Here is a 25,192-nt window from a genome sequence, read left to right on the forward strand (position 1 = left end):
AGACATAGCCTTAGTACAGGCTATGTGAATTATCTTCAATGTGTTTGTTGGTAATCACGCCCCACATCTTGTAATAACACCAGGTGGTATAGATGAGGATCAGTGGAACAAAGATACAGGCAGCAACGGTCATAACGGTTAAGGTATTTTTACTAGATACCGCATCCCACATAGTCAGACTTGCAACCGGGTTAATGCTTGAAGGCATCAGGAAAGGGAACAGGGCAAAACCGGCAGTCAGGATGGCACCGATGACAGCCAGAGATGAACCTAGGAAGCTCAAGCCTGCTTTGTTTTTACCTGCTGCCAAGACAATGATCAAGCCACCCAAAATTCCGGCAATAGGCGCTGCCCTCGTGATTGGATAAGTCGAATAGTTGTTCATCCAGCCTGGATTGGCATTGGTCAATACTTCTTTTGCGAGCGGATTAGCAACACCATTGGTATCAAAAGGTGTAACTAGGGTATAGCCTTGAATACCACCAAAGTACAGCCAAGCGCCTGCAGCCAGGAAGGTAACCAGATAAACCAGACCCATGATTTGTGTTGCTTTGGCAGAACGCTGACGTAGGTCACCATCTGTACGCAGCATTAACCATGCACCACCATGTGCACACAGCATCGATAAGCTGACCAGACCACAGACAATTGCAAACGGATTAAGCAGGGCAAAGAAGCTACCAGTATAAGTAGAACGTACAGTTTCATCTAAAGTAAATGGTACACCGAGGAACATGTTGCCGAATGCCACACCGAAAACCAAGGCAGGTACTGCACCGCCAATGGCTAGACCCCAGTCCCATGAATTGCGCCATTTGGTATTTTCCAGCTTTGAGCGATAGTCAAAGCCAACCGGACGCAGAAACAGGGCAAACAGGACCAGTAGCAGGGCCCAGTACATGCCGGAGAAGGCAGTTGCATAGACCATTGGCCAGGCAGCGAATAACGCACCGCCGGCAGTAATAAACCAGACCTGATTACCGTCCCAGTGCGGCGCAATGGTATTGATCGCTGCACGGCGCTCGCTATCATTTTTGCCCACAAATGGCATGATCGCCATGGAGCCCATATCGAAGCCGTCGGTGAGGGCAAAGCCAATCAGCAATACGCCGACCAGCACCCACCAAATGATTTTTAATAATTCATATTCGATCATGCTTGAGTCTCCCCATTTGACTTTTCTGCAGCTGCAAGCTTTTCAAAATGGTATTTACCAGTATGCAGTGAGCTTGGGCCAAGACGTGAGAACTTGATCATCAGATACATCTCGATAATCAGTAACACGGTATAGAATGCTGCCAATGCAAGGATTGAACCCCAGACATCACCTGTGCTTAAGCTTGATGCTGAAAGATGCGTCGGTAATACCTCACCAATAGTCCATGGTTGACGACCTACTTCTGCTACATACCAGCCAGTTTGCGCAGCAACCCAAGGTAAAGGCAGTGCAAATAAAGCAAATTTCAATAACCATGGTTTGTTTTCAGCATTACGTTTTGCTACCGCAAAAGTTGCCAGTGCAAATAGAAGTAGCATCAAGAAGCCAGAAGCCACCATGGCACGGAATGCCCAGAACAGGCTTGGTACGTGTGGAATGGTATCTTTAGCGGCTGCTTTGATTTGCTCTTCAGAGGCATCAACGACATTTGGCGTGTATTTTTTCAGAAGCAGACCGTAACCTAAGTCTTTTTGGCTTTCTTCAAAAGCGGTTTTTAGTTCTGGAGACTGATCACCAGCACGTAATTTTTCCAGTTGCGAATAGGCCACCATACCATTGCGGATACGCGCTTCATGCTGAACCAGCAGGTCCTTAATACCTGTGACTTGTTCTGTAGTAGAACGTGTGGCAATCAGACCCATCACATAAGGAATTTTCACTGCATAATCTGTAGTCATGGTTTCCTTATTCGGGATACCGAACAAAGTAAATGGCGCAGGTGCAGGATGAGTATCCCATTCTGCTTCAATTGCTGCCAGTTTGGTTTTTTGTACATCGCCCAGCTCATAACCTGATTCATCACCCAGTAAAATCACTGAAAGTGTAGAAGCAAGCCCAAAGATAGCTGCAATGGCAAAAGAACGGCGTGCAAAAGGCAGGTCACGTTTTTTCAGCATGTAGTAACTTGAAATAGCCAGTACGAAGATGGCACCTGTGACATAACCCGCAGATACGGTATGCACAAATTTAACCTGAGCGACCGGGTTAAAGATCAGTGCAGCAAAGTCCACCATTTCCATACGCATGGTTTCATAGTTAAATGCCGAACCGACCGGGTTTTGCATCCAGCCATTGGCGACCAGAATCCAGAGTGCGGACATGTTCGAGCCTAAAGCTACCAGCCAGGTTACGGCCAGATGTTGCACTTTGGAAAGACGATCCCAACCAAAGAAGAACAAGCCAATAAACGTCGATTCAAGGAAGAAGGCCATCAAACCTTCAATCGCCAGCGGTGCACCGAAAATATCACCGACATAATGCGAGTAATACGCCCAGTTGGTTCCGAACTGGAACTCCATGGTCAGGCCGGTGGTTACCCCTAAGGCAAAGTTAATACCAAACAGTTTTCCCCAGAACTTGGTCATGTCTTTATAGATTTCTTTGCCGGAAATCACATAGGTGGTTTCCATAATGGCAAGCAGAAATGCCAGACCTAGCGTCAGTGGAACAAAAATAAAGTGATACATCGCGGTCATGGCGAACTGGAACCGCGAGAGATCGACCACGCTTTCAGAAATCATCAACGTGTCTCCTGGATTTGGGAAGGATTGCCGGCGATACGCTCGGCGACTTGGTTATCAAAATTTTTAGGAATCGTAGGCGCATCAAACCAGATATTTTTAATTATCATTAGTAAAATAACCTTGATAATTAAAATGGCGGTTATTTCTCTAACCACTCTCTGGTTTAGATTTTTGGGAACTAAGCTCATTCGACTAAGCCTGTTATATGACTTGTTGTATATTATTAATCTATTGTAACTAAAAAATAAATAGACGATACAGTTTAAATAAATATATATTTATAAGTATTTGAAAATAATAAATATATATTTATATGAGTTAAAATTTATTCTAAATATTTTTTATTATTTTATGTAATTTTATTGGTTTTTAAATCCGACTAAAATGCTTATATTTATATATTCGAATGTAGATTGTTTTAGTTGGATTAATACTTTTTAATCTGATTAAAATGCTTGGTTTTAAAATAAAGAATAAAATTAATCAAACTATTTTGGTTGGTTTTATAAGGGGTGAATATCAATGTCACAATCTTTCACATCATTTTATATTGATAAAAAACACGCCAAAAAAAGAACATGCTGGAGGCATGTTCTTTTTAAGCTTTGTGAGGGGGACTGGACTTAGAAGTCGTAACGCATGCCTAGGGAAAGTCCTAAACTGTCTTCACCGCGTACTCCACCTACAGTATTGGTACGACCTTGTGCCCAAGGGGTAAGGTTTGAGTTTTCATCATTTAGTACAGTTGCTATGTTGCCATAAATGCGAACTGTTGGATCTAAACGGTGCTCAAGTCCGATTGCCAGCAAAGTTGCATTCGCATCATCAGCATCGACATCGCGGTGGAATACTTCACCACGGAATGAGGTTTTTGGTGCAAATTTATATTCACCGGCTACACCAAATACTTGTGCATCTGGGTTTGCTTCAGAGTTATCGTGTTGAAGGAATTGGTATAAACCACCCAGGTTGAATTCAGGTGTGATTTTGTAAGCACCTGCGATACGGAAACCATCGCGCTCACCACGGGCAGCTTCTTCTTCGTAATGTTCATATGCAGCGGCGAAATCAACTTTACCTTCTTTATAGGTTAAAGCGAGGTCGTATGCCTTGTCTTTGTCTTTAGCGCCATCTTTAGTGGCGTCCGGGCTATTTGCTTCATGAAGTGACAAAGCCCCCAACACATTGAAACCGCCAGCAAATTTAGGTGATTTATATTCAATCGTATTGGCATTACGTTCATCAAAACGTAAGTTGCCAGCGCGGGTGACATTACGAATATCACCAACCATGTCACCAAAAAAATTGACCGGGCCACGTGCAACTTTAAACGGGCTGTCAAAGCGACCTACACGTGCTTGACCAAAGTCACCTTTTAAACCGACAAAAGTATCGCGGGTTGCAAATTCGAGATCATCATTTGCAGAACCACTAGAAAAGTTAATTTCTTGTTCAATTTGAGCAAAAACAGTCATTCCGTTTTCTAATTCTTGTTCAGCTTTAAAGCCTAAGCGTGAAGAATTTGAAGAAAGCCCCACTTCATTATAATCTGCACCATCATCCAGATAATCTAAAGAAACGTGTGCGCGACCATACACTTTAACATCAGCAGCAGCTGCCATGACCGGTGTTAAAATTGTTGCCCCAACTGCTAATGCGCAAAGAGTTTTTTTCATGTGTAGCTCCAATAAGACTTTTTTGGTCCTAACAAAGGTGTTGTGGTAGCTTTGTTAAATTTTGCTACCGTCCTGTATTGGTGCTAAGTATTAATTACAAATAAGACAGTAAGATTAAGGAAATATTTCAAATCTATTAAATGTTTCGTTTTGTAAGAACATTGAGGATGGGCGAATTTGTGTTCTAAAAATTATTACTATTCAAAATTTTGTCTTGGTATTTTTTATCAGCTTTTCTAAAGCGTAAATTAAAATGCACGATGAGGGCGAAAAAAATGGAGCCGAAGCTCCATTTTTGGATGTTAAGAATTTCTTAAAGGGCAGCTTTGATTTTCTCGGCCAAGGCTTTGATTTTTTCCTGATCGCCCATCTGCACAGCATGTTTGCCAAGATTGTGTAAAGAGGTTGGCACCAGATGAAAATGTATATGCGGTACCGTCTGACCCGCTGCAGCGCCAGATAACTGCATCAGTACGATGCCATCTACCCCTAAACCTTTTTCAATGGCTTTTGCAACTTTCTGTACGATCTGAATCGTATAAGCAGCCGCTTCAGGTGGCAAATCCAGTAAAGTGATTGCAGGAGTCTTCGGAACTACCAGTGTATGACCGTCTGCCTGAGGCATGATGTCCATAAATGCAAGAACTTGGTCATCTTCATACACTTTTATCGCAGGAAGTTCACCGCGTAGAATTCGTGCAAAAATATTCTGATCATCATAAGTCATAAGTACATTCCTTGAGCGTCATTAAACTGAATTATTTACAGTTCAATTCTTTCTGACGTTCTTTGATCGCGTCAAGACGTTGTTGCTCTTTTTCCGAGAATTTTGGCTTGGTTGTATAACAATTATCATTACCGAACTTGGCTTTTGCTTCAGGATCTTTGAAACAGAAACCTTTAGACGCGTAAATTACGTCGTGATCATTTTTTAATTTTTTGCACTCTTGTTCAGATGCAAGAACCGATGTTGAAGCCCCGAACAAAGTTGCAAAGCCAATCAATGCTGCAACAGAAAATTTCTTCATGAGAGTTTCCTCTGGGTTATCCACTATTTGTACCTGCTTAACAGTCACAATATGAGGTTTCGTTATCATTATTCAATGGCGAGATATTACTCAATGGTAATATTACTCCATGATTCATACATTTTTACAGCACTGGAAAAATCACTGTTTTTATCCGATAGATCGCTAGCTGCCTGAATCAGGTTCTGGGTTAAAGATAACACAGGTGCAGAAAGTTTGGCTTCGCGGGCGAGATCGATTGCAATCCCGGTGTCTTTGGCCAGAAGTGGCAGGGCAAAGGTTACAGGAAAACTTCGATTTAAAATCCGCTGTGGCAATACGGTTTCGGTCACCATGCTTTTCCCACTTGAAGCATTAATGCAATCTAGTGCTTCATGCAGATTTACTCCATGTGCTTTCAGGGTAGTAAAGCCCTCAGCAACGGCACACAGGTTTACAGCCATTAACATATTATTTACCGCCTTCACAGCAAAACCCGCACCAGATTCACCCACATGCTTGATCAGTTTGCCAAAAGCCCGCATCGCAGGGAGAGCATGTTCATAACCCTGTACATTGCCACCCACCATCACAGTTAAAGTACCATTTTCAGCACCAATGGTCTGGCCACTGACAGGTGCATCCAGAAAAATCACCCCACGTTCAGCCAGTTGTACTGCCAGTTTTTGCGCTGAATCCGGTACGCCACTGGTACAGTCGACCCAGACTGAGCCGGATTTAAGCGGTAAATCTTCCAGAAGTTGCTCTACATCGGTACTGGTTGGCAGGCAGGAAAAAATCACATCTGCCTGAACAGCCTGTTCAAGGCTAACAGCCTGGGTGCCATATTCAGCAGCATGCTCTTCTGCCTTGTTGAAAGTACGGTTCCAGACATAGACCGTATCAAAATGCTTGGGTAAATGTGCTGCCATACGATAACCCATTGCACCTAAGCCGATAAATGCGACTGACTGAATCATGCTGTACCCTCTGCATATGTATAAATATATTGATAAGTTTGAATATTTTTACTGGTACTTAAATCTGCTTTAAGCGCCGAGACATTTTGAGCGTTGCACCAGCCAGGTCGTCATTTTTGGCCAGAATGTATTGGCTGTTTTCTGATTGGACATCAGGCCGAGATGACCGCCTGGAATCAGAGTAAACGTCTTATCCTGGCTACTTGTCAAATCCAGCAATGGTCTGGCGGATGATTCTGTCACAATCTGGTCAGTTTGACCTGCACCTACCAAAAGGGAGCAGCTAATATTCTTGAGCTCAATGGTACGACCATTCAAAGTAATAGAACCCTGCTTTAATGGATTTTGTAGCCACAAATGCAGCATCATGTCCTGATTAATCCCACCTGGATAATCGATCATTTTATTCAGGAAATTTCCCATAGTTGCGTGTTCATAGACATCTTCGGCACGATCAAGATTTAGCAAAAACCGCTTTTGGCTTTTGAACCAGCCAATCGGGTCAAGTAATTTAAAGCCCAAGGCATTTAAAATACCCGGTGTATGAATATACTGTTTTGGAATCAGCCCTTGATGAATGGCCTGTTTTAGATTTTTATTTTTAGAAATCAGTTTATTGGTTGTAGAAAACAGTTTGCCGACACGTCCTGAAGCATAACTGTCAATCGGACTGCCGACTACGATCAGATTCTTGACATGTTCCGGCGAATGCAGGGCGGTATAAAGCGTGACAAATACGCCTGCCATACTCCAGCCATGTAGGGAAATCAGCTGACTACCTGAATGATTGCAGATCGTTTCAATAGACTGGGGAATAGCAGAATCGATAAAAGATAAAAAGTTCAGATGACGATGCTTAAAGTCAAAACGTTTCCACTCCACCAGATAGACATCAAAACCGCTATGCTGAAAATGCTTGACCAGTGAACGATAGGGATACAGGTCATAGATATCCATATTAACGGCCAGGGGAGCAATAAAGACCAATGGTTCCTTATATTTTTTGTCGGGTGAGGCGTAATATCGGATTTTGTAAAACTGGGTGCCAGCAATATATTCAAAAAGGGTTTTTTGCGACAGAATCAGTGAGGAGGCATTAAACACCCGGGTCTTGAGGTGTTTCAATTTTTTTTGCTGACGCTGAAAATTTTGTTTTAACTGAATCATGTAAATAAAATATCCGTATCCGCGGAAGGATTGATCGAAGTCTAAGCAATAATCGCTTATTATGCCTTGACCTGAAATAGCTTAGGCGCTCAAAATGTTGGCAATTTTTTACAAAAGGCAGCCTTAGGGCTGAAGTAAAGTGATGAGCCAGCAAGACGATATTAACTACCAATTAGAAACTTTAGCCATCCGTACTGGTCACACCCGTAGCTTTGAGGGTGAGCATGGCGAACCGATTTTTCTAACATCGTCATTTGTTTATGAAAATGCCGCAGAAGCTGCCGCAAAATTTTCAGGCCAAGAGCCGGGTAATATCTACTCTCGCTTTACTAACCCGACCGTTGCCATGTTTGAAAAGCGTCTGGCTGCTTTAGAAGGTGCAGAGCGCGCCGTTGCCACCAGTTCAGGTATGGCAGCGATTATGGCAGTAGCAATGGCATTTTTGAAAGCAGGCGATCATGTAATCTGTTCACGTGCAGTATTTGGTTCCACCGTTTCTTTATTTGAAAAATATGTTGCTAAATTCGGTGTAGCAGTTGATTTTGTCGACTTGACTGATCTGGATGCCTGGAAAAATGCCATCAAGCCTGAAACCAAATTACTTTTTGTAGAGTCTCCATCCAATCCGCTGGCAGAAGTGGCAGACATTCAAGCCCTGGCAGATATTGCCCATGCCAATAATGCTTTGCTGGCCATTGATAACAGCTTCTGTACCCCAGTATTACAACAACCAATCAAATTTGGTGCTGACCTCGTTGTATATTCAGCTACGAAGTACCTTGATGGTCAGGGTCGTGCATTAGGCGGTGCAGTCGTGGGTAATCACAAGGTACTGGAAGAAATCTTCGGTTATGTGCGTACTACCGGCCCGTCAATGAGCCCGTTCAATGCCTGGGTGTTCCTAAAAGGCTTGGAAACGCTACGCTTACGTATGCGTGAACATTCTGCCAGTGCTCAAAAACTGGCGGAATTTCTGAATGCGCATCCGAAAGTTGAAAAAGTGTATTACGCAGGTTTGCCTGAACATGTTGGTCATGCACTGGCAGCAAAACAGCAAACCGGTTTTGGCGGTATCGTGTCTTTTGAAGTGAAAGGTGGTCGTGAAGGCGCCTGGACAGTAATTGACAATACCAAGTTCATTTCAATTACTGGTAATCTGGGTGATGTGAAATCAACTATTACTCATCCGGCAACCACGACTCATGGCAAACTGTCTCCAGAAGCCAAGGCGGCAGCAGGTATCCGTGAAGGTTTAATTCGCGTTTCTGTTGGTTTGGAAGAGATTGGTGATATTATTCGTGATATTACTCGCGGTTTAGATCTTATCTAATTTTATAAATTTATGTTCGGAGATATTTATGAACATTAACATGTTGATGCAGCAAGCTCAGCGTATGCAAAAAGAAGTTGAAAATAACGTAAAAAAAGCCAAGGAAGAGCTGGCACAAACTGAAGTGCATGCGGAAGCGGGTGGTGGTCTGGTGAAAGTGACTATGACTTGCCGTAATGTAGTAAAGCGTATCGAAATCAATCCAGAATTACTTCAGGATGATCCAGACATGATTGAAGACCTGATTGCAGCTGCAATGAATGATGCAGCGCGTCAGGCAGAACTGGTTTCTGATGAAAGAATGAAAGCAGCAAATTCGGGCATGGGTTTACCACCTGGCTTGGCTGGCATGTTCTAAGGAAGAATGCGCAATGTTTAGTGATCGTTTTGATCAACTGGTTCAAGCATTACGCATATTGCCAAGCGTGGGGCCGAAATCGGCTCAGCGCATGGCATTGCACTTGATCATGAAAAATCGTGAGGGTGCAGTAGGTCTGGCACATGCCTTGACTGAGGCAACCAACCACATTCATGAATGCTCGATCTGTCATTCACTTACTGAAGATGAAGTCTGCAATATCTGTACGTCTCTTGATCGTGATGATGAACTGCTGTGCGTAGTGGAATCTCCGGCAGATGTGATGGCGATTGAACAAAGCGGCAGTTTTCGTGGTAAATATCATGTATTGGGCGGACATCTGTCTCCACTTGACGGGATTGGTCCGGAAGAAATTGGTATTCCGTATTTGTTGCAACGCTTGAGTCAGGGGCGGGTCAAAGAAGTGATTCTGGCCACCAATGCGACAGTTGAAGGGCAGGCCACGGCACATTATCTGGTAGAAGCCAGTAAACATTTGCCAATCCAGATGACCCGTATCGCACAAGGTGTACCGCAAGGCGGAGAACTGGAATATGTCGATAGTCACACTTTGAGTCAGGCTGTGCATAATCGTATGCGAATTAAGTAAAATATTAATTATCTTTTTTCGATATATAATATAAAAAATATATTATTAAGAAGTTTTAGTGTCTTATTATCTGCAGTTATCTGAGAAAAATGAAACAAATAGTTTAAGTAAGGCATAATATTTTTATATATAAATTCTATATATGGGGTAATATGGTTTTATCGAGCATCTAAATTTAGACTCAGTCTTTATGTTTCAATTTATTCAACACCAGCACGACTTAACTCCTGTACTGAAACTAATGGACCAGAATTCAGTTTACGGGTTGGATACCGAGTTTATCAAGGTCGATACCTTGTGGCCTAAGCTGGGTGTGTTCCAGATTAATGTAGACAACCAGGTTTATTTGCTGGATGGTACCACACTGGATTTGACTGAGTTCCTTAATAAAATTTTTGACGCACAGCAAAATATTTTTCATGCCTGTAGTGAAGATATCGACCTGATCTATCACTATACCCAGAAAAAATCGCTGAGTAATGTATTCGATACCCAGATCGGTATGTCATTTCTGGGACATGGTTTGCAAGTTAGCTATCAAAATGCACTCAAGCAGATGCTGGAAGTCGATATTGAAAAAGACCAGACCCGTTCTGACTGGCTGGCACGTCCACTCAGCTCAGACCAATTACTGTATGCGGCCAATGATGTGCATTATCTGGTACAACTGTCGGAAAAAATCAAACATGAGCTGGATGCGAAAGATCTGCTGGATTTTGCCTTACAGGATTGTCGTTTCCTGACACAGGAAATTGGTAAAGATACACCTACGGCCTTGTTGTATCAGGATGTTGGAAATTACCGGCATTCACGCCGTCAACTGATGCAATTGCAGCAATTGATGGTCTGGCGTGATCAGATTGCCAAAGCATTGAATCAGCCACGCAGTTTTATCCTGAAAAATTCGAGCATGATTGATCTGGTCGAAAAGTTTCCGCGCAATAATTTTCAGCTTAGCCATGTTAAAGATATTCGGGGCAATATTTTACGCGAACATGGCAAAACGATTTTAGATCTGTTGAAATTCCTGCCTGACCAGGCCGAATGGCCCTTACGCCTGGCACGTCCAATCCGCCACTCTTCCCGAGATATCGGCGACAGAATTGATGCAATTATTCAACATGTGGTCAATGAAACCTCGATTCCCAAAGAAGTGCTGATGCGCAAGAAATGGTTGAATGCACTGTATCAGCATGTAGTCTTTCACAAGGATGAACAGGATCTGCCGGATTATCTGCTTGGATGGCGCTATGAGTTATTAACTCGGCCCCTGATTGAGGTATTGCATCAGGATGAATCTTATCTGTCTACCCAGATGAAAGTCAGCGAGTAATTGGCTGCAGGATTGGTTAAAGAAAAAGCAATTATACAAAATCACGACTGATGCATGAGACGTGGCTAATGTTTCTGTCTTTTTTTTGATGTATCCTTGCGGTTGTTTTTCCAGAAAAGTCGTTTGAAATATGCAAGTGTCTATCTACAAATCCAGCAAAAAAAGTGAGATGTATCTGTATGTGGCGCGTCCTGCGAATGAAAGCGAAGCTGAAACATTCGAGCCTTTAAGTGTATTAACTGAAGCAGTACAGGCAGCATTTGGGCGTGCGACTTTTGTCATGCATCTTGAATTAAGCGAATCGCGTAAACTGGCACGTGCCAATGTTCTGCATGTGATGGATTCTATTGAAACCCGCGGTTTCTTTCTGCAAATGCCGCCCGAAGGTTTAATTGACCCGAATGCTGTAGAGCCAGAAGGGCTTCGTGGTGCTTAATGTTAATTCAGGAGTTGTGAAATGAATGGTTATGTCGCTGTATTAGACTCAATTCCTGAACAGAGCATTGCCGTAGCAGTTTACCTGCTCGGCAGCTTGATTGCTTTATGGTGCTGGTATGGTGTGACCAAACGCTTGCCTAAACCTATGGGTGGTTTTTTGTGGATTATAGCCTTCGCCGTTTTGCTGACACCCACTGTGTCTGAGGGACCGAATGCTTCCATTGCACCCGCGATTTTTGGGCTGTTATTCGGGATGCTAACCAAAGAGCAGCCTTTAGTTTGGATTAATGCGTCACTTATTTTATTTGTCATTGGGATTGGTTCTGTGATTGGCTATTGCTGGTCGACTTATGTGTCGAACAAAAGCAATATTCGTGTTCACGAGAAAAGTTCACCGCTGTAAGTAAAAAAATAAGGTTCAATCATGTCTGCTGATATTCAACAATTTTCAGGTACCGATCAGTACATTGCGACTGACAGTTTAAAACTTGCGGTGAAAGCTGCCCGCAGCTTGCAAAAACCGTTACTGGTCAAAGGTGAGCCGGGTACAGGTAAGACTTTACTGGCCGAGCAAGTCGCACAAAGTCTGGGTTTAAAATTGATCACCTGGCACATTAAATCCACCACCAAAGCACAGCAAGGCCTGTATGAATACGATGCCGTATCGCGCCTGCGTGACAGTCAGTTGGGTGATGATCGTGTCTATGACATCAAGAACTACATTAAGCCTGGCAAATTGTGGGAAGCCTTTACCAGTGAAGAGCGCTGTGTCCTGCTGATTGATGAAATTGACAAGGCAGACATCGAGTTTCCAAATGACTTGCTGCATGAACTTGATAAAATGTCGTTCTATGTATACGAGACAGGCGAAACCATTACGGCAATACAGCGTCCAATCGTAATCATTACCTCAAATAATGAAAAAGAATTGCCAGATGCTTTCCTGCGCCGTTGCTTCTTCCATTACATCGAATTCCCGGATGAAGCCACTATGCGTGAAATCATCGATGTGCATTTTGCCAATATCTCTGCAACATTGGTGAATGAAGCCTTACAGGTATTCTTCCAACTTCGTAAAGTTCCGGGTTTAAAAAAACCACCTTCAACTTCTGAACTGATCGACTGGCTCAGCCTGCTCATGGCAGATGATATGCCGGAAGATATTCTGCGCAATACTGATAAATCCAAAGCAATTCCGCCTCTATACGGCGCCTTGATTAAAAATGAGCAAGATGTACAGTTGCTTGAACGTCTAGCATTTATGTCACGTCGTTAAGGGAGAAACACGCATGTTTGTGCGACTGTTTTATACCTTACGCAAATACGGCGTACCGGTATCGACCCGCGAATTGATTGACCTGAATCAGGCGGTTGCTGCAGGTCTGGTGTTTGCCGATCAGGACGAGTTCTATCAGCTGGTCAAAACCGTCATGGTCAAAGACGAGCGCTATTTCGACAAGTTCGATCGTGCCATGAAAGACTATTTTGATGGTATCGCGACCTTTGATCTGGATGAACTGCTAAATCAGGTGCATAAGCTGCCCAAAGACTGGTTCGATCTCGAATTACTCGAGAAGCATCTGACCCCGGAGCAGCGCGAAGAGCTGAAAAAAGCCGGATCGCTAGAAGAACTGATGAAAATGCTGGAAGAGCGTCTGCGCGAACAGCATAAAAAACATCAGGGCGGTAACAAGATGATTGGTACCGGTGGTACTTCACCCTTTGGTGCCTATGGCGATCATCCTGAAGGTGTGCGTATTGGCGGGCCGGGACGTAAGCGTTCTGCGGTGAAAGTCTGGGAGCAGCGTCAATACCGCAATCTGGATGATGAACAGATTTTGGGTAGCCGCCAGATGCAGATGGCATTGCGCCGTTTGCGTAAGTTTGCCCGTCAGGGTGCAGCCGAAGAACTGGATATTGATGGTACGATTCGTGAAACGGCCAAGCAGGGTATTCTGGATGTACAACTGGTGCCCGAGCGTCGTAACCGTATTAAAGTTTTAATGCTGTTCGATGTCGGTGGTTCGATGGATGCGCATATTGCCCAGTGTGAAAAGCTGTTCAGTGCTGCGAAAACCGAATTCAAAACCCTGGAATATTTTTATTTTCATAACTGTCTGTACGACTATGTCTGGAAAGATAATGTCCGTCGTTCCAGTTCACGCATGAATACCTGGGATTTGTTCAATACCTATGGCCGCGATTACCGCGTGATTGTGGTCGGTGATGCCAGTATGGCACCGTATGAGCTGAATTCTGTCGGTGGTTCGGTTGAATATATGAATGATGAAGCTGGACAGGTCTGGTTACAGCGTCTGCGTCAGCATTTTGATAAAACTGCCTGGCTGAATCCGGAAGAAGAAAAATACTGGCATTACACCCATACCATTGGTCTGATCCAGCAAATATTTGAAAATCATATGTTTCCAATGACGCTGAAAGGCATTGAAGACATGACCAAATATCTTGCGCGTTAATTCTATTTATCTATAAGTGACTTTAGTTAGAGTTATTAGTGATTTAAAACAAATTATTCTAGTATAAAGTCACTCATTATCTTTTATTTAAAATCTCGGGCATGATTATGACTCATCAAATTAATGGTATTGCATTACCCAATGAAGAGGGTTTTTTTGGTCGATATGGCGGTCAGTTTATTCCACCCGATCTGAAACAGGCCATGGATGATATTAATGTGGCCTATCAGGAAATTCGTCAGACTGAAGAATTTCAGAATGAACTGAAAGACCTGTTTGCTCATTATGTCGGTCGTCCAAGTCCACTATTTCATGCCAAACGCCTTTCTGAACAGCTTGGCGGGGCGCAGATTTATCTGAAACGTGAAGATCTGAATCATACCGGCGCGCACAAGATCAATCACTGTCTGGGTGAAGCTTTACTGGCCAAATATATGGGCAAGACCAAAGTCATCGCAGAAACCGGTGCCGGCCAGCATGGTGTTGCTTTGGCAACTGCATGTGCCTTGGTGGGTATCCCATGTGAAATTCATATGGGGCAAGTGGATATCGAAAAAGAACATCCAAACGTCGTCAAGATGAAAATTCTGGGTGCCAAACTGATTTCTGTGACTCGCGGTACAGCTACGCTTAAAGATGCAGTCGATAGTGCTTTTGAAGAATATTTGAAAGATCCGAAAAATTACATCTATGCTATCGGTTCGGTGGTTGGACCGCACCCATTCCCGATGATGGTACGTGATTTTCAGTCGATTATTGGCGATGAAATTAAAGTTCAGACCAATGAACGTTTTGGTGCAAATCCTGATTACATCGTTGCTTGTGTTGGTGGTGGTTCTAATGCAGTCGGCGCATTCACTGCATTTTTAAATGAACCGGATGTGAAGCTGGTCGGTGTGGAGCCAGCAGGTCATGGTTTAGATACTGATATGCATTCAGCTACTTTGACCTTAGGTAAACCGAGCCAGTTACATGGTATGGCCTGTTATGTTCTGGAAAATGAACAAGGCGAGCCATTGCCAGTGCATTCAATTGCTTCTGGTCTGGATTACCCGGGTGTGGGACCACAGCATAGTTTGCTGAAAGATTTGGGGCGGGTCGAGTATACGACTGCGACCGACCAGGAATGTCTGGATGCATTTATGACACTGTCACGCGTAGAAGGTATTGTACCTGCACTGGAAAGTTCGCATGCGGTGGCTTGGGCCATTCGTGAAGCAGGGAAACTGCCAAAAGATACCAAGATTGTGGTGAACTTATCGGGCCGTGGTGATAAAGACTCAGATTATGTAGCAGAAAAACTCGGTTTAAACTGATTGTATTCAAAATGTTGATATAAAAAATCCCGGTACATGTGCCGGGATTTTTTATATCTCAAATATGATGGTTTATCTTTGTGTTGTTTAAATTTTGGATATTTACATGGTCTTTCTATGTTGGGGGGAGTGGTGATATTATTTTAACCTGAGATATATTGCTGTAATTGCTCAATCAGTTTGCGTTGGTCCTCCATAGCTGCTTTGACCAAATCTCCAATTGAAATCAAACCGATCAGTTTTTCATGTTCGACCACGGGTAAGTGACGCAGGTGACGATCAGTCATCAGCGATAAACAGTCTTCTACCGTAGTGGCTGATGTCACGGTAATCACTTTAGAAGTCATGATCTCATTGACTGTAGTATCAAATGAGGTTCTTTGCATCAGGGCAATCTTACGGGTGTAATCCCGTTCTGACAAAATTCCCACCACGCTGTCTTCATGGGTGACTACCAGCGCCCCGATTCCTTTTTCGGCCATCAAGGTGATGGCCTCTAAAACTGTAGAATCTGGACGGATGGTATAAATAGCTTGATGCATTTTTTCACTGAGCACCTGTGCCACATTGGTCATGCTTAATCATCCTTATCGGTCAATTTATTATTAATCCTTGAGTATGTATTCAACCTGAACATCTCTAGGTTTTTAAGTTTTACTCTTTATAAATAGCATGTTATTTAAGCAATGTGCAGTCTTTGTTGCGAAAAAAATAGGTGACGCATTTGTGCAGCAGTTAGTTTAAGTCTGGTGCCATTGGTATTGCATAGGGCGGGTGTAACATTCAGTCGTGATAAGGTTGGTAATAACGCATTTTCAAAATCTTCAGAATTAATTTTACGTGGAATGTAATGCGGCCAATGTTGTTGAGCGTAATTTTGGGCATCGAGTGGATTAAGCCAAAATGGAAAGATGCAGTCTTCGTGGTCGCGCATCATTGCCCAACCTTTATGATATGCGCCCCATAGCTCGCCACAATTCATCATGGATTTCAGCATTGTAATCTTCAGAAGAAATTCTTTGCAGATCGGATCAATTTGAATAATTGTTCGTGGTTTCATTGGAATTAAGTGCTATTGGATGACAGCCCCTATTCTAGAAACTTTATAAGTAATTACTGTTTCAGCTTTGCAAGTAATCGTAAGAAAATATGTATTGATTGCGGTTTATTGAAAATATGGCATAAAAAAACGCCACCTAGGTGACGTTCTTTTATGCTTTCATCGTGGCCATGTTTTGCCAGTACTGGGCTTTGAGTGAATCTCGTTCTACACGGAAACCCTGATAGTAAAGTTCTGCTAAAAAAAGTGCTGCTTTACCATGGCCGGCGCGAGCTGCTTCTTCAAGCTGTTTTACCGCATCGACAAAGTTCATTTGTGATTGAATGGTATTCACGGCATCTGCATACAGATGTTCCAGATCATGCTGAGAGAATTGTTGAATCATATATAAACTCCTTAATTTTAATTATGATTTCAGGATAGACTTATGAGTCTAAATACAAATATAAATTAGTATTGTTAAACTAATATTACAAAATAATGGAAAAGTCAACCATTCGAATTTGTTTGTTTACTTCAGTTATAGTTTAACTGATTAAACTATACACAACTATAAATATTATTAAGCTACATTGTAAATGGATAGCAAACAACAAGGAGAAAGCCATGACGACAAGAACTTTAGATGGTGTGAAATTTGATATGCCGCCGACTGCAGGGCAAATTATGGAGCTTGCAGATTTGCATCGCAAAAAGCTTGATGCTGCTATATTTAGTAAATACACCCATTTGGGTGAATATGGTCTGGCACAGCGTAAAGAAGTATATGATTTCACTCGTGAGCTGGACGAAAACCAGCGTGAGCAGTTTTATAAACTCTATAATGGCGAATTAGTCCGTATTGCAGACGAAGACCGCTTGCATCCACCTGAAGCAGAAGCAGGTTTAAGTAAATTTGCGATTCTACTCGTACTGGCAGTGGTAGCGGCGGTACTCTATTCTACAATTCTAACCAAAGCAATGAATTAAGCTTGGCATAAGCAGATTTTCAGTCCTTATGAATATTCGCTGTGCTGACTTGAACTTGTGCAATGGCAATCATACACTACCTTTAACCTGAGGTAGTGTATGTCTATAGATTCAGAAAAACTAAATCAACTTTTCAGCAGAATTAATCTGGAACAGATTTATAATAGTGTTGTTATCTTTATTGTTGTGGTGATCCTGTTTTTAGCCGCATTTGCTTTATACCGTCCGTTGAGCATGTCGCAAGTTACTCAAATTCAGCAATTGTCTAAGCAGCAAAATCTTCCCCAAACTCAGGATATGGCACTCGCTCTGTTAGAGCAGCAGCATATCCGTAGTGGGCAATATCTTAAATTGATGCAGGCTTATCAGCAGGAGTCGTTACGGGCACGTCAGCTTCCACCGGTCTCTGTGGAGATGCGCTAGGTAGAGGACGAGCGGGCAAGTAAAAATTTGCATCAATCAAATTTTGTTCCAAACGCATTTCCAATGCAGTTTTATCCAGTTCTTTACTAACGATGATTAGTGTTAAGCGATCGGGATGGAAGTGCTTGCGTATGGCATTTTGTACATCTGTAGCCGTGACTTGAGCCAAACGTTCCGAATAACTGGATAGATAATTACTTTGCTCGCTATAAAAGCCCATATTGCCTAACTGGGCATTGATAGTGGCATTACTGCTGTAAACATTAGGGAAGGCACGCAGCATGCCAGCTTTGGTTTCTTCCAGACGCTGACCATTAATGGGTTGGCTAACGAAGTTGATAAATGCCCGATGTGCGACCTGAATGCTGTCTAGCAGTTGATCCTGACGTGTAGCATATTTGAAGCTGAATACTCCTGGCGACTGAGTAAAGCTGAATGAACTATAAGCTCCGTAGGTAAAACCTCGTTTTACCCGAAGCTCCTGCATGAGTACTGAATTAAAACCACCACCCCCAAATATTCGATTAGCGATCTCTAAAGCCAGTTTATCCGTAGTAAAGCGGGTCGGTCCTAGATGTCCAAAGATGACATGTGCCTGAGACGAGTTATAGGGTAAATGTACTACTTCAAAACCAGATTTAATCTCAGGCGTTGGTAATGCTGCTGCTTTTTGTCCTTGAGGTAAATTACCGGCAATTCGTTCAGACAGCTCGAGTGCCTGTTTAGGACTCAGTTTTCCGGTAATGGCAATATTCATATTTTGTGCCACCAGAAATTGATCACGGAATTTTTTTAATAATTCTGCGTTAATTTTTTTGGTACTGCCTTGGGTGCCAGTGACTGGTTCTGCATAAGGATGTTGACCATAAAGGGTGCGATAAAAACGGATATCCATCAGCCGGCTGGGGTTTTCCTGTAGTTGCTTTTGCCCCACTTGGGTATTACTTAAGGCCAAATTGATGCTAGACGGTTTAAAGGAAGCATTCTTTATAACCTCCATCATCATTGCTAAGGCGGGTTCTAATTTTTTTGGGTCTGAGAGCGTACGTAGACGAATTACGAACATGTCCCGATATGCTTGTACGCTGAATTGTGCGCCAGTTTGGTCAAAAACAGCCGCTACCTGATTTGCGCTATATTTATCTGTGCCTTCACGCATCAGTTTGGCTGCCATATTGGATAGACCATACAGTCCTTTAGCAATTTCCTCGTCGCGGGCCGAGCCGGCATTGAAGGTCAGCTGGATATCTACCATGGGAAGATCTTGGGTTTCAACAAATAGCGTACGTACCTTGTAGCGATTATTCAGGTCATGAATATAAGGGGCCTGAAATTCACGTTGCGGATTGATATTTTTAAGACTTTGTAACAGAGGAATAGACTGTAACTGACTCGGATTATCATTTTGGTCAGGCTGATGGTCCAGATAGTTTTCTGCATGAATAGCCGTACTCAAACTTAAAACATAAATAAGCAAAATTGGATAAACTTGAAGCATTTATAATCCCCGTTAATGGGTGTTTTGTTCGGGTGAGAGATAAAGTGTACTGAGGTTTTCTCTGACAAAATAGGCATTGGCGACGCGCTGGATATCTTGAGTACTGACGCTTTCAAAGTGTTTTGGTAACTCATCCATCAGGCGATAACTCAAGCCATTGACCTCCAGATTTCCAATCATTCTGGCCTGTCCAGCCAGATCATCCTGACTATAAATCAGACTTGAAATAAAACGTGTGCTGATGCGCTCCAGTTCTCGCTCGGAAATAGATTCAGTTTTTAGTAAATCAATTTCATCCTGAATTGCAGCTTGTGCTTCTGCCAGGCTAACACCTGAAACAGGAAGTGCTGAAATACCAAACAGGCTGTCACCACGATTATAAGGATCATAAGACACGCTGACAGAGGTTAGAATTTTACGATCTCTTATCAGGCGATCTTGCAGGCGGGAAGAAATCCCACTGTCCAAAAGACTGCGAATAATACTCAATGCATAGGCATCTTGCGGGTTTTTAGCTGTGGTTAATGATTTTACGTTCCAGGTCATATAAAGATTGGGCACCTGAACATTGCTGTTGATCTCCATATGCCGATAACCCAAACGCTCAAACTCCAGTACATCATTGCGTGCTGGGGTTAGGCGTGCGGGAATGTCGGCAAAATATTTTTGTACCTGAGCCAAAGCAGCTTCAGATTCGATATTTCCGACAATCACCAAAATAGCATTATTCGGACTGTACCAGTCCCGGTACCATTTTTTGACATCATTCAACTGAATATTATTCAGGGTTTTCATATGTCCAATCACTGGCTGACGGTAGTGACTGGTCGGATAACTGATCCATTTAAACCGTTCAAAGGCTTGCGCTCGCGGATTGTCATCGGTACGCTGGCGCCGTTCCTCCATGACAACTTTAATTTCTGGCTCGAAGTCCTGCTGCCGCAGTAATAAATTGCTCATACGGTCAGACTCAAGTTCCAGTGCCATAGGAAAATAGGCCTTAGGATAGAGCTGATAATAATTGGTGTAATTGGTAAAGGTAGCCGCATTGATACTGCCGCCATAAATCCGGCTAAGACGGGTGAATTCATCATTTGGGACTTTGTGGGTGCCTTTGAACATCATATGTTCAAGTGCATGTGATACCCCCAGAATATTCCCGGATTCATCACTACTGCCGACTTTATACCAGATTTGTGTCATTACCATGGGCGCACGATGGTCTTCCCGAATTATGACTTTTAAACCGTTACTTAACGTGGTTTCAAAAGTAGTCCGTGATAATTCACTTCTGGTTTGAGCTTGAACTGCGCTACAACTCAGGCTAAACAAGACCGCTGCACCGAATGGATAGATCATCTGTTGGATCATTTGAGAGAAAGAGGAGACAGTAAAAAAGGTAGTGAACACTAGATCTCCCAAAATAGGCATTTGTATTTAGAGTTATTTTTAATAAATGCGTGCTTGAAAGCAACCGAGAGCTGTAGCTTTTTGGTATGTTTGTCCAGCAATTGCATTGCTAGCTGCAAAGCAGGCAAGTTATGGTAGAATCTGGGTTTTTAACGCAATGCTTTTCAAGGATTCGGCATGCAACAGCAATCTAATGGGCAAAACAAATTTTTGATTGATGCTGATATCGGAGATGATGATGTCACATTACCGAGCTTACCTGCGGTCAATGTGCCTATCGTAGAAACGCCAAGCGAAGCAGCTGTAGTTTCTGCACCTGTTACCACAGAAACTGAAAATGAAGATTCTGCGGCAAAAGGTGGCTTCTTTAGCCGTATGAAAGAGGGTTTAACCAAAACCCGTAAAAACCTTGCCGATGGGATGGTCAATATCCTGATCGGTGGTAAAGAAATTGATGATGAATTATTAGAAGAAGTCGAAGAGCAGCTTCTGGTGGCTGATATTGGTGTCGATGCAACTAAGACCATTATTACTAACCTGACTGAACGTACGGCACGTGGTGATTTGATCTACTCGCATTCCCTCTATAAAGCGCTTCAGGAAGAGTTGGTGGCTTTATTGGCACCACGGGTAAAACCGCTGCATATTGATCCAAACAAATCACCTTATGTAATTTTGGTGGTGGGTGTAAATGGTGTTGGTAAAACCACGACGATTGGCAAACTGGCCAAACGCCTACAAGGTGAAGGCAAGACTGTTATGCTGGCAGCAGGTGATACTTTCCGTGCAGCTGCAACGGAACAGCTACAGATCTGGGGTGAGCGTAATAATATTGCAGTCGTGGCTCAAGGTCATGGTGCTGACTCGGCTTCGGTCATTTTCGATGCTTTTGAAAGTGCCCGGGCCAAGGGTGTAGATGTATTAATTGCAGACACAGCGGGTCGTTTGCATAACAAAGGTCATTTGATGCAGGAATTGACCAAAGTAAAACGTGTCATGCAGAAAATTGATGCGACTGCACCGCATGAAGTCATGTTGGTGGTGGATGCCGGAACAGGTCAAAATGCCATTAATCAGGTTGAAATGTTTGATGAGGCAGTGGGCTTAACAGGTTTGACCATTACCAAACTGGATGGGACTGCCAAAGGTGGTGTGCTGTTTAATATTGCCAGTCGTACCCATGTGCCGATCCGGTTTATTGGTGTGGGTGAAAAAATTGATGATTTGCGTCCATTTTCCGCTAAGTCATTTGTCGCTGCATTGTTTGAAACTGAAAAATAAATAATGCGTTATAGTTCACATAAACTCCGCCAAGTGCGGAGTTTGTTGTTTTTAACGGGTTTGAATGCTCTAAAAAGCAGCTTGAAAAAATCAAGCAAAGTTATTTAGCTCAATAAAACCATTATAATTCTACGGGATTATTCAGGCTGTTTTAGCTTGGTTTTGTGGGGTAGAAAATGGCATTGCTAGATAAGATTGGTCAGGTATTAACAAGCGATATAACCAAGGACTTTAAGTTTTCAAAAAAAAATAAACTGAATGAGGATCTGGAGCTGACCTTTATTGATCAGTTGAAAAAGCGCCGCAGTATTTATGCGTTGGGTAAACGGGTGCATTATAGTCAGGCCTATCTTTGCGAAATCATTCAGGAAGCAGTGCGTAGCTGTCCTTCCGCCTATGATTCCCAAAGTACGCGCATTGCCGTGTTATTTGCAGATGCTCATCATCAATTCTGGGAAATTGTGAAACAGGTTCAGCGCCAGCATGTACCAGAGCATATTTATGAAGGAGTGGAGCTGAAACTGAATCAGTGTGCTGAAGCCTATGGCACGATTTTATTTTATGAAGATCAGTCTGTGATTCAACAATTGCAAAAGAAAATGCCATTAAATAGTGAAGATTTTCCAGCATGGTCTGAACAAACTTCCGGTATGGCACAATTTGCTGTATGGGCGACATTGGCAGATTCTGGCTTGGGAGCCTCCTTGCAGCATTATAATCCCCTAATTGATGAAAAAGTCGCTGAGCATTTTGACATCGACAAGAATTGGTTGTTGCGTGCCCAGCTGTGCTTTGGATCAATTGAGCAAACGGTAGAAGAAAAATTGCAACAGTTGGATCAGTACCGTTTTAAAATATTGAATTAAAACACTGTGAATAGAGTGGTAGTGAATAGCATGGTGGCTGTGATGAAGTCAGATCCATACCTGCTACTCAGATATAAATCCAAGCGTTATATAAATGAAACACAATGTTATCGAAATGCACCTGTTATGGGTGCTTAAAACACGTAGTATGACTTGATCGATTTATTAATAATCAAGGTATACAGAGGTGAATTCATGACATTTTTAGATCAGATGAAGAAACGCCGTAGCATTTATTCGATTGGAAAAAATGTAAAACTGGATCAGGCAGAAATCGAACAAATTATTAAAGATGCAGTGAAATTCAGTCCTTCATCTTTTAATTCGCAAACCTCACGTGTGGTCATTTTATTTGGTCAATCACATGATACCTTCTGGCATATTGTACGCGAAACTTTGCGTGACCTCGTGTCAGCAGATGCATTTGAGGCAACCAATAACAAGATCAATGCGTTTGCTGCAGGTTACGGTACTGCGCTATTCTATGAAGACCAGGATGTAGTGAAGTCGATGCAGGAGCAGTTCGCACTCTATGCCGATAATTTTCCGGTCTGGTCAGAGCATTCTTCTGCGATTGCACAGTTTGCAACCTGGACTGCTTTGGCAGAAGTAAATATTGGTGCTTCGTTACAGCATTACAATCCGATTATTGATGAAGAGGTCGCACGAACTTTTAATATACCGCCTTCCTGGAAACTTCGCGCTCAACTGGTATTTGGTTCAATAGAAGCCCCTGCAGGTGAGAAAACCTTTATAGATGATGCGGAGCGATTCAAGACTTTTACCTAATGAGCTTTAGTTAAAAAAACCAGATTAAAAGAAGCAGGATAATGCTTCTTTTTTTATGCGTTAGAGTTGTGTTCACCTACTATCTAATATGTCTAGCTGAATAAATTCTAGAAGTTCAGGCTATATTATTTTCAACTTTTGTCATTGGATTGTCATTTAAAAGGCAGATAGTGCTTATTTTTAATAAACAGCCAATAATGAGTAATGGATATGGATTTAGGTATTGCGGCAACAGCAGCAGTGTTTTTATTTAGTACATCGGCTTTTTCAGCTGTAACCGTTACAGTACCTGAAGAAATAAAAATTGTTGCTATAAATGATCAGGAAGTGAAATCAGGTTTCTTGCGTTCAAATCAGGCTTATACCTTGAATGCGGGGGTAAATGCGATTAGCGTACGTTATAACGAATTTTTCCAGCACTCAGATAATTCACATGACATCTTGAAATCTGGCGTAGTAACTGTAAAAACTCCTGAGCTGATCGAGGGTGAAACTTATAGGTTGGCTTTGATGAGCGCTCCTAAAGATTTTGATGCAGCGCAAAAATACAAAGATCAGCCTATTATTGGCCTATATGATGCAAAAAATCAGCTCTTAGTCCAGCAGACGGGTGCTAAAGATGCAGTGAAAACATGGTTTGGAAATCATGTGTTGACTAAAAAAGTAGATATGACAACTCAAGCTATGACAGCAGTTAATCAACCAGCAGCTGTATATACTCAGTCAGCAGAACTGAATAATCAGCAGCTGATTCAATTATGGCAGAAGGCTTCTAAAGCTGAGCGTCAAAAATTTATGACGTGGCTCGCTGAGCAGGCAAATTAAAATATTTTAATAAAGAATCAAAAAGATCACCATTAAGGTGATCTTTTTTTATGAAGGCAGAAGAGTAAAATTAACATTTGCTTAAAATTTGCATGCTGAAATAGGTAGAAAAACTCAAAAAAAGTGTTAAAAATAGAGTTTCAGGTTAAAAAATAAACGTACGATGGTTTTTTCTGAATATTTTCAAGAAAAGCTCTTGCGCTTGTTTTGAAACTGTATAGAATACGCAGCACGCCAACGCAATGCATGAAACGAAACGTTAAATGATTGGGTTGGAGCTTAAAACTGATGAGGTTTTAAGGAAATCATTAAGAGATTATGAAGAACAACTTGTGTGGATTTTTACTGGTTGATTGATCGAAATTATTTTCATTGATTGATGGTAGAAATTACTCGAAGTTTATTTGAGAAATATTTGTCAGAAAATTGATGAGCCAAGATTGGCACCCTTTAAGGTGCTACTGATTTTAAACTGAAGAGTTTGATCATGGCTCAGATTGAACGCTGGCGGCAGGCTTAACACATGCAAGTCGAGCGGGGAAGAGTAGCTTGCTACTTTACCTAGCGGCGGACGGGTGAGTAATGCTTAGGAATCTGCCTATTAGTGGGGGACAACATCTCGAAAGGGATGCTAATA

At 42.4% G+C, this 25,192-nt stretch carries 28 protein-coding genes and 1 rRNA gene; 16 read left to right on the forward strand and 13 right to left on the reverse strand.

Annotation, left to right across the window (positions count from 1 at the left end; genetic code table 11):
• Positions 1 to 10 precede the first annotated feature (10 nt).
• The 8 genes from cydB to AY605_RS04700 form a co-directional block, all read right to left on the reverse strand.
• Positions 11 to 1,156, reverse strand: coding sequence for a cytochrome d ubiquinol oxidase subunit II (cydB, locus tag AY605_RS04665; RefSeq protein WP_064095305.1), 1,146 nt, complete (start codon positions 1,154 to 1,156; stop codon positions 11 to 13).
• Complete coding sequence (locus AY605_RS04670) at positions 1,153 to 2,739, reverse strand: cytochrome ubiquinol oxidase subunit I (RefSeq protein WP_064095306.1); 1,587 nt, start codon at positions 2,737 to 2,739, stop codon at positions 1,153 to 1,155. Before AY605_RS04670 ends, cydB begins: the two co-directional genes overlap by 4 nt.
• Positions 2,739 to 2,930 (reverse strand): cytochrome oxidase putative small subunit CydP, encoded by a 192-nt coding sequence (gene cydP, locus AY605_RS04675; RefSeq protein WP_004645265.1) that lies wholly within the window; start codon positions 2,928 to 2,930, stop codon positions 2,739 to 2,741. The genes AY605_RS04670 and cydP overlap by 1 nt, the downstream gene beginning before the upstream one ends.
• Before the next feature lie 435 nt (positions 2,931 to 3,365).
• The gene (locus AY605_RS04680; RefSeq protein WP_064095307.1) at positions 3,366 to 4,418 is read right to left on the reverse strand and encodes a porin; all 1,053 of its coding nucleotides are present in this window, start codon (positions 4,416 to 4,418) and stop codon (positions 3,366 to 3,368) included.
• Between the two features lie 313 nt (positions 4,419 to 4,731).
• Positions 4,732 to 5,145: an HIT family protein gene (locus AY605_RS04685; RefSeq protein ID WP_064095308.1), complete on the reverse strand. Its 414-nt coding sequence runs from the start codon at positions 5,143 to 5,145 to the stop codon at positions 4,732 to 4,734.
• A 31-nt stretch (positions 5,146 to 5,176) separates the two neighbouring features.
• The gene (locus AY605_RS04690) at positions 5,177 to 5,446 is read right to left on the reverse strand and encodes a YARHG domain-containing protein (protein WP_064095309.1); all 270 of its coding nucleotides are present in this window, start codon (positions 5,444 to 5,446) and stop codon (positions 5,177 to 5,179) included.
• An 86-nt stretch (positions 5,447 to 5,532) separates the two neighbouring features.
• Complete coding sequence (locus AY605_RS04695; RefSeq protein ID WP_064095310.1) at positions 5,533 to 6,405, reverse strand: NAD(P)-dependent oxidoreductase; 873 nt, start codon at positions 6,403 to 6,405, stop codon at positions 5,533 to 5,535.
• Between the two features lie 69 nt (positions 6,406 to 6,474).
• Positions 6,475 to 7,572, reverse strand: coding sequence for an alpha/beta fold hydrolase (locus AY605_RS04700; RefSeq protein ID WP_064095311.1), 1,098 nt, complete (start codon positions 7,570 to 7,572; stop codon positions 6,475 to 6,477).
• Between the two features lie 142 nt (positions 7,573 to 7,714).
• On the opposite strand from AY605_RS04700, the gene AY605_RS04705 reads away from it, so the two are divergent.
• From AY605_RS04705 to trpB, 9 genes are all read left to right on the forward strand, one after another.
• Positions 7,715 to 8,902, forward strand: coding sequence for an O-succinylhomoserine sulfhydrylase (locus AY605_RS04705; RefSeq protein ID WP_064095312.1), 1,188 nt, complete (start codon positions 7,715 to 7,717; stop codon positions 8,900 to 8,902).
• Positions 8,903 to 8,930: 28 nt separating this feature from the next.
• Positions 8,931 to 9,260, forward strand: coding sequence for a YbaB/EbfC family nucleoid-associated protein (locus AY605_RS04710; RefSeq protein WP_004731251.1), 330 nt, complete (start codon positions 8,931 to 8,933; stop codon positions 9,258 to 9,260).
• A 13-nt stretch (positions 9,261 to 9,273) separates the two neighbouring features.
• Complete coding sequence (gene recR / locus AY605_RS04715; protein WP_064095313.1) at positions 9,274 to 9,870, forward strand: recombination mediator RecR; 597 nt, start codon at positions 9,274 to 9,276, stop codon at positions 9,868 to 9,870.
• 190 nt (positions 9,871 to 10,060) lie between these two features.
• On the forward strand, positions 10,061 to 11,203 hold the full coding sequence (locus tag AY605_RS04720; protein ID WP_064095314.1) for a ribonuclease D: 1,143 nt from the start codon (positions 10,061 to 10,063) through the stop codon (positions 11,201 to 11,203).
• A gap of 130 nt (positions 11,204 to 11,333) precedes the next feature.
• Positions 11,334 to 11,639: a YcgL domain-containing protein gene (locus AY605_RS04725; RefSeq protein WP_064095315.1), complete on the forward strand. Its 306-nt coding sequence runs from the start codon at positions 11,334 to 11,336 to the stop codon at positions 11,637 to 11,639.
• A 21-nt stretch (positions 11,640 to 11,660) separates the two neighbouring features.
• Complete coding sequence (locus tag AY605_RS04730; RefSeq protein ID WP_064095316.1) at positions 11,661 to 12,044, forward strand: hypothetical protein; 384 nt, start codon at positions 11,661 to 11,663, stop codon at positions 12,042 to 12,044.
• A gap of 21 nt (positions 12,045 to 12,065) precedes the next feature.
• Positions 12,066 to 12,917: an AAA family ATPase gene (locus tag AY605_RS04735; RefSeq protein ID WP_064095317.1), complete on the forward strand. Its 852-nt coding sequence runs from the start codon at positions 12,066 to 12,068 to the stop codon at positions 12,915 to 12,917.
• Positions 12,918 to 12,930: 13 nt separating this feature from the next.
• The gene (locus tag AY605_RS04740) at positions 12,931 to 14,118 is read left to right on the forward strand and encodes a vWA domain-containing protein (protein ID WP_064095318.1); all 1,188 of its coding nucleotides are present in this window, start codon (positions 12,931 to 12,933) and stop codon (positions 14,116 to 14,118) included.
• 107 nt (positions 14,119 to 14,225) lie between these two features.
• Positions 14,226 to 15,434, forward strand: coding sequence for a tryptophan synthase subunit beta (gene trpB, locus AY605_RS04745; RefSeq protein ID WP_064095319.1), 1,209 nt, complete (start codon positions 14,226 to 14,228; stop codon positions 15,432 to 15,434).
• A gap of 143 nt (positions 15,435 to 15,577) precedes the next feature.
• On the opposite strand, the gene AY605_RS04750 is transcribed toward trpB, so the two are convergent.
• The 3 genes from AY605_RS04750 to AY605_RS04760 all read right to left on the reverse strand — a co-directional run bounded on the left by AY605_RS04750 (position 15,578) and on the right by AY605_RS04760 (position 16,879).
• Positions 15,578 to 16,009 (reverse strand): CBS domain-containing protein, encoded by a 432-nt coding sequence (locus AY605_RS04750; protein ID WP_064095320.1) that lies wholly within the window; start codon positions 16,007 to 16,009, stop codon positions 15,578 to 15,580.
• 104 nt (positions 16,010 to 16,113) lie between these two features.
• The gene (locus tag AY605_RS04755) at positions 16,114 to 16,494 is read right to left on the reverse strand and encodes a DUF2750 domain-containing protein (RefSeq protein WP_064095321.1); all 381 of its coding nucleotides are present in this window, start codon (positions 16,492 to 16,494) and stop codon (positions 16,114 to 16,116) included.
• Positions 16,495 to 16,645: 151 nt separating this feature from the next.
• A complete protein-coding gene (locus AY605_RS04760; protein WP_064095322.1) occupies positions 16,646 to 16,879 on the reverse strand; it encodes a hypothetical protein in 234 nt (77 codons plus the stop codon).
• Positions 16,880 to 17,100: 221 nt separating this feature from the next.
• Between AY605_RS04760 and AY605_RS04765 the strand changes: the two genes are divergently transcribed.
• The gene (locus AY605_RS04765) at positions 17,101 to 17,463 is read left to right on the forward strand and encodes a hypothetical protein (protein ID WP_064095323.1); all 363 of its coding nucleotides are present in this window, start codon (positions 17,101 to 17,103) and stop codon (positions 17,461 to 17,463) included.
• Positions 17,464 to 17,562: 99 nt separating this feature from the next.
• Positions 17,563 to 17,886, forward strand: coding sequence for a hypothetical protein (locus AY605_RS14780; protein ID WP_081406325.1), 324 nt, complete (start codon positions 17,563 to 17,565; stop codon positions 17,884 to 17,886).
• Here AY605_RS14780 and AY605_RS04770 read toward each other — a convergent pair.
• Both AY605_RS04770 and AY605_RS04775 read right to left on the reverse strand, forming a co-directional pair.
• The gene (locus AY605_RS04770) at positions 17,810 to 19,384 is read right to left on the reverse strand and encodes a M16 family metallopeptidase (protein ID WP_064095324.1); all 1,575 of its coding nucleotides are present in this window, start codon (positions 19,382 to 19,384) and stop codon (positions 17,810 to 17,812) included. The genes AY605_RS14780 and AY605_RS04770 overlap by 77 nt on opposite strands.
• 12 nt (positions 19,385 to 19,396) lie before the next feature.
• Entirely contained in the window at positions 19,397 to 20,794 is a 1,398-nt protein-coding gene (locus tag AY605_RS04775) for a M16 family metallopeptidase (protein ID WP_155857654.1), read from the reverse strand.
• A gap of 177 nt (positions 20,795 to 20,971) precedes the next feature.
• Between AY605_RS04775 and ftsY the strand changes: the two genes are divergently transcribed.
• The 5 genes from ftsY to AY605_RS04800 form a co-directional block, all read left to right on the forward strand.
• Positions 20,972 to 22,075: a signal recognition particle-docking protein FtsY gene (ftsY, locus tag AY605_RS04780; RefSeq protein ID WP_064095325.1), complete on the forward strand. Its 1,104-nt coding sequence runs from the start codon at positions 20,972 to 20,974 to the stop codon at positions 22,073 to 22,075.
• A 176-nt stretch (positions 22,076 to 22,251) separates the two neighbouring features.
• Positions 22,252 to 22,941 carry a nitroreductase family protein gene (locus tag AY605_RS04785; RefSeq protein WP_064095326.1) on the forward strand — a complete coding sequence of 230 codons (690 nt, stop codon included), beginning with the start codon at positions 22,252 to 22,254 and terminating at the stop codon, positions 22,939 to 22,941.
• 195 nt (positions 22,942 to 23,136) lie between these two features.
• A complete protein-coding gene (locus AY605_RS04790) occupies positions 23,137 to 23,730 on the forward strand; it encodes a nitroreductase family protein (protein ID WP_064095327.1) in 594 nt (197 codons plus the stop codon).
• Positions 23,731 to 23,940: 210 nt separating this feature from the next.
• Entirely contained in the window at positions 23,941 to 24,555 is a 615-nt protein-coding gene (locus AY605_RS04795) for a DUF2057 family protein (RefSeq protein WP_064095328.1), read from the forward strand.
• 469 nt (positions 24,556 to 25,024) lie between these two features.
• Positions 25,025 to 25,192 (forward strand): 16S ribosomal RNA (locus tag AY605_RS04800); the annotation flags it as partial.

The sequence above is a fragment of the Acinetobacter sp. SFD genome, assembly GCF_001647575.1.
GTDB classification, from domain to species: domain Bacteria; phylum Pseudomonadota; class Gammaproteobacteria; order Pseudomonadales; family Moraxellaceae; genus Acinetobacter; species Acinetobacter pecorum.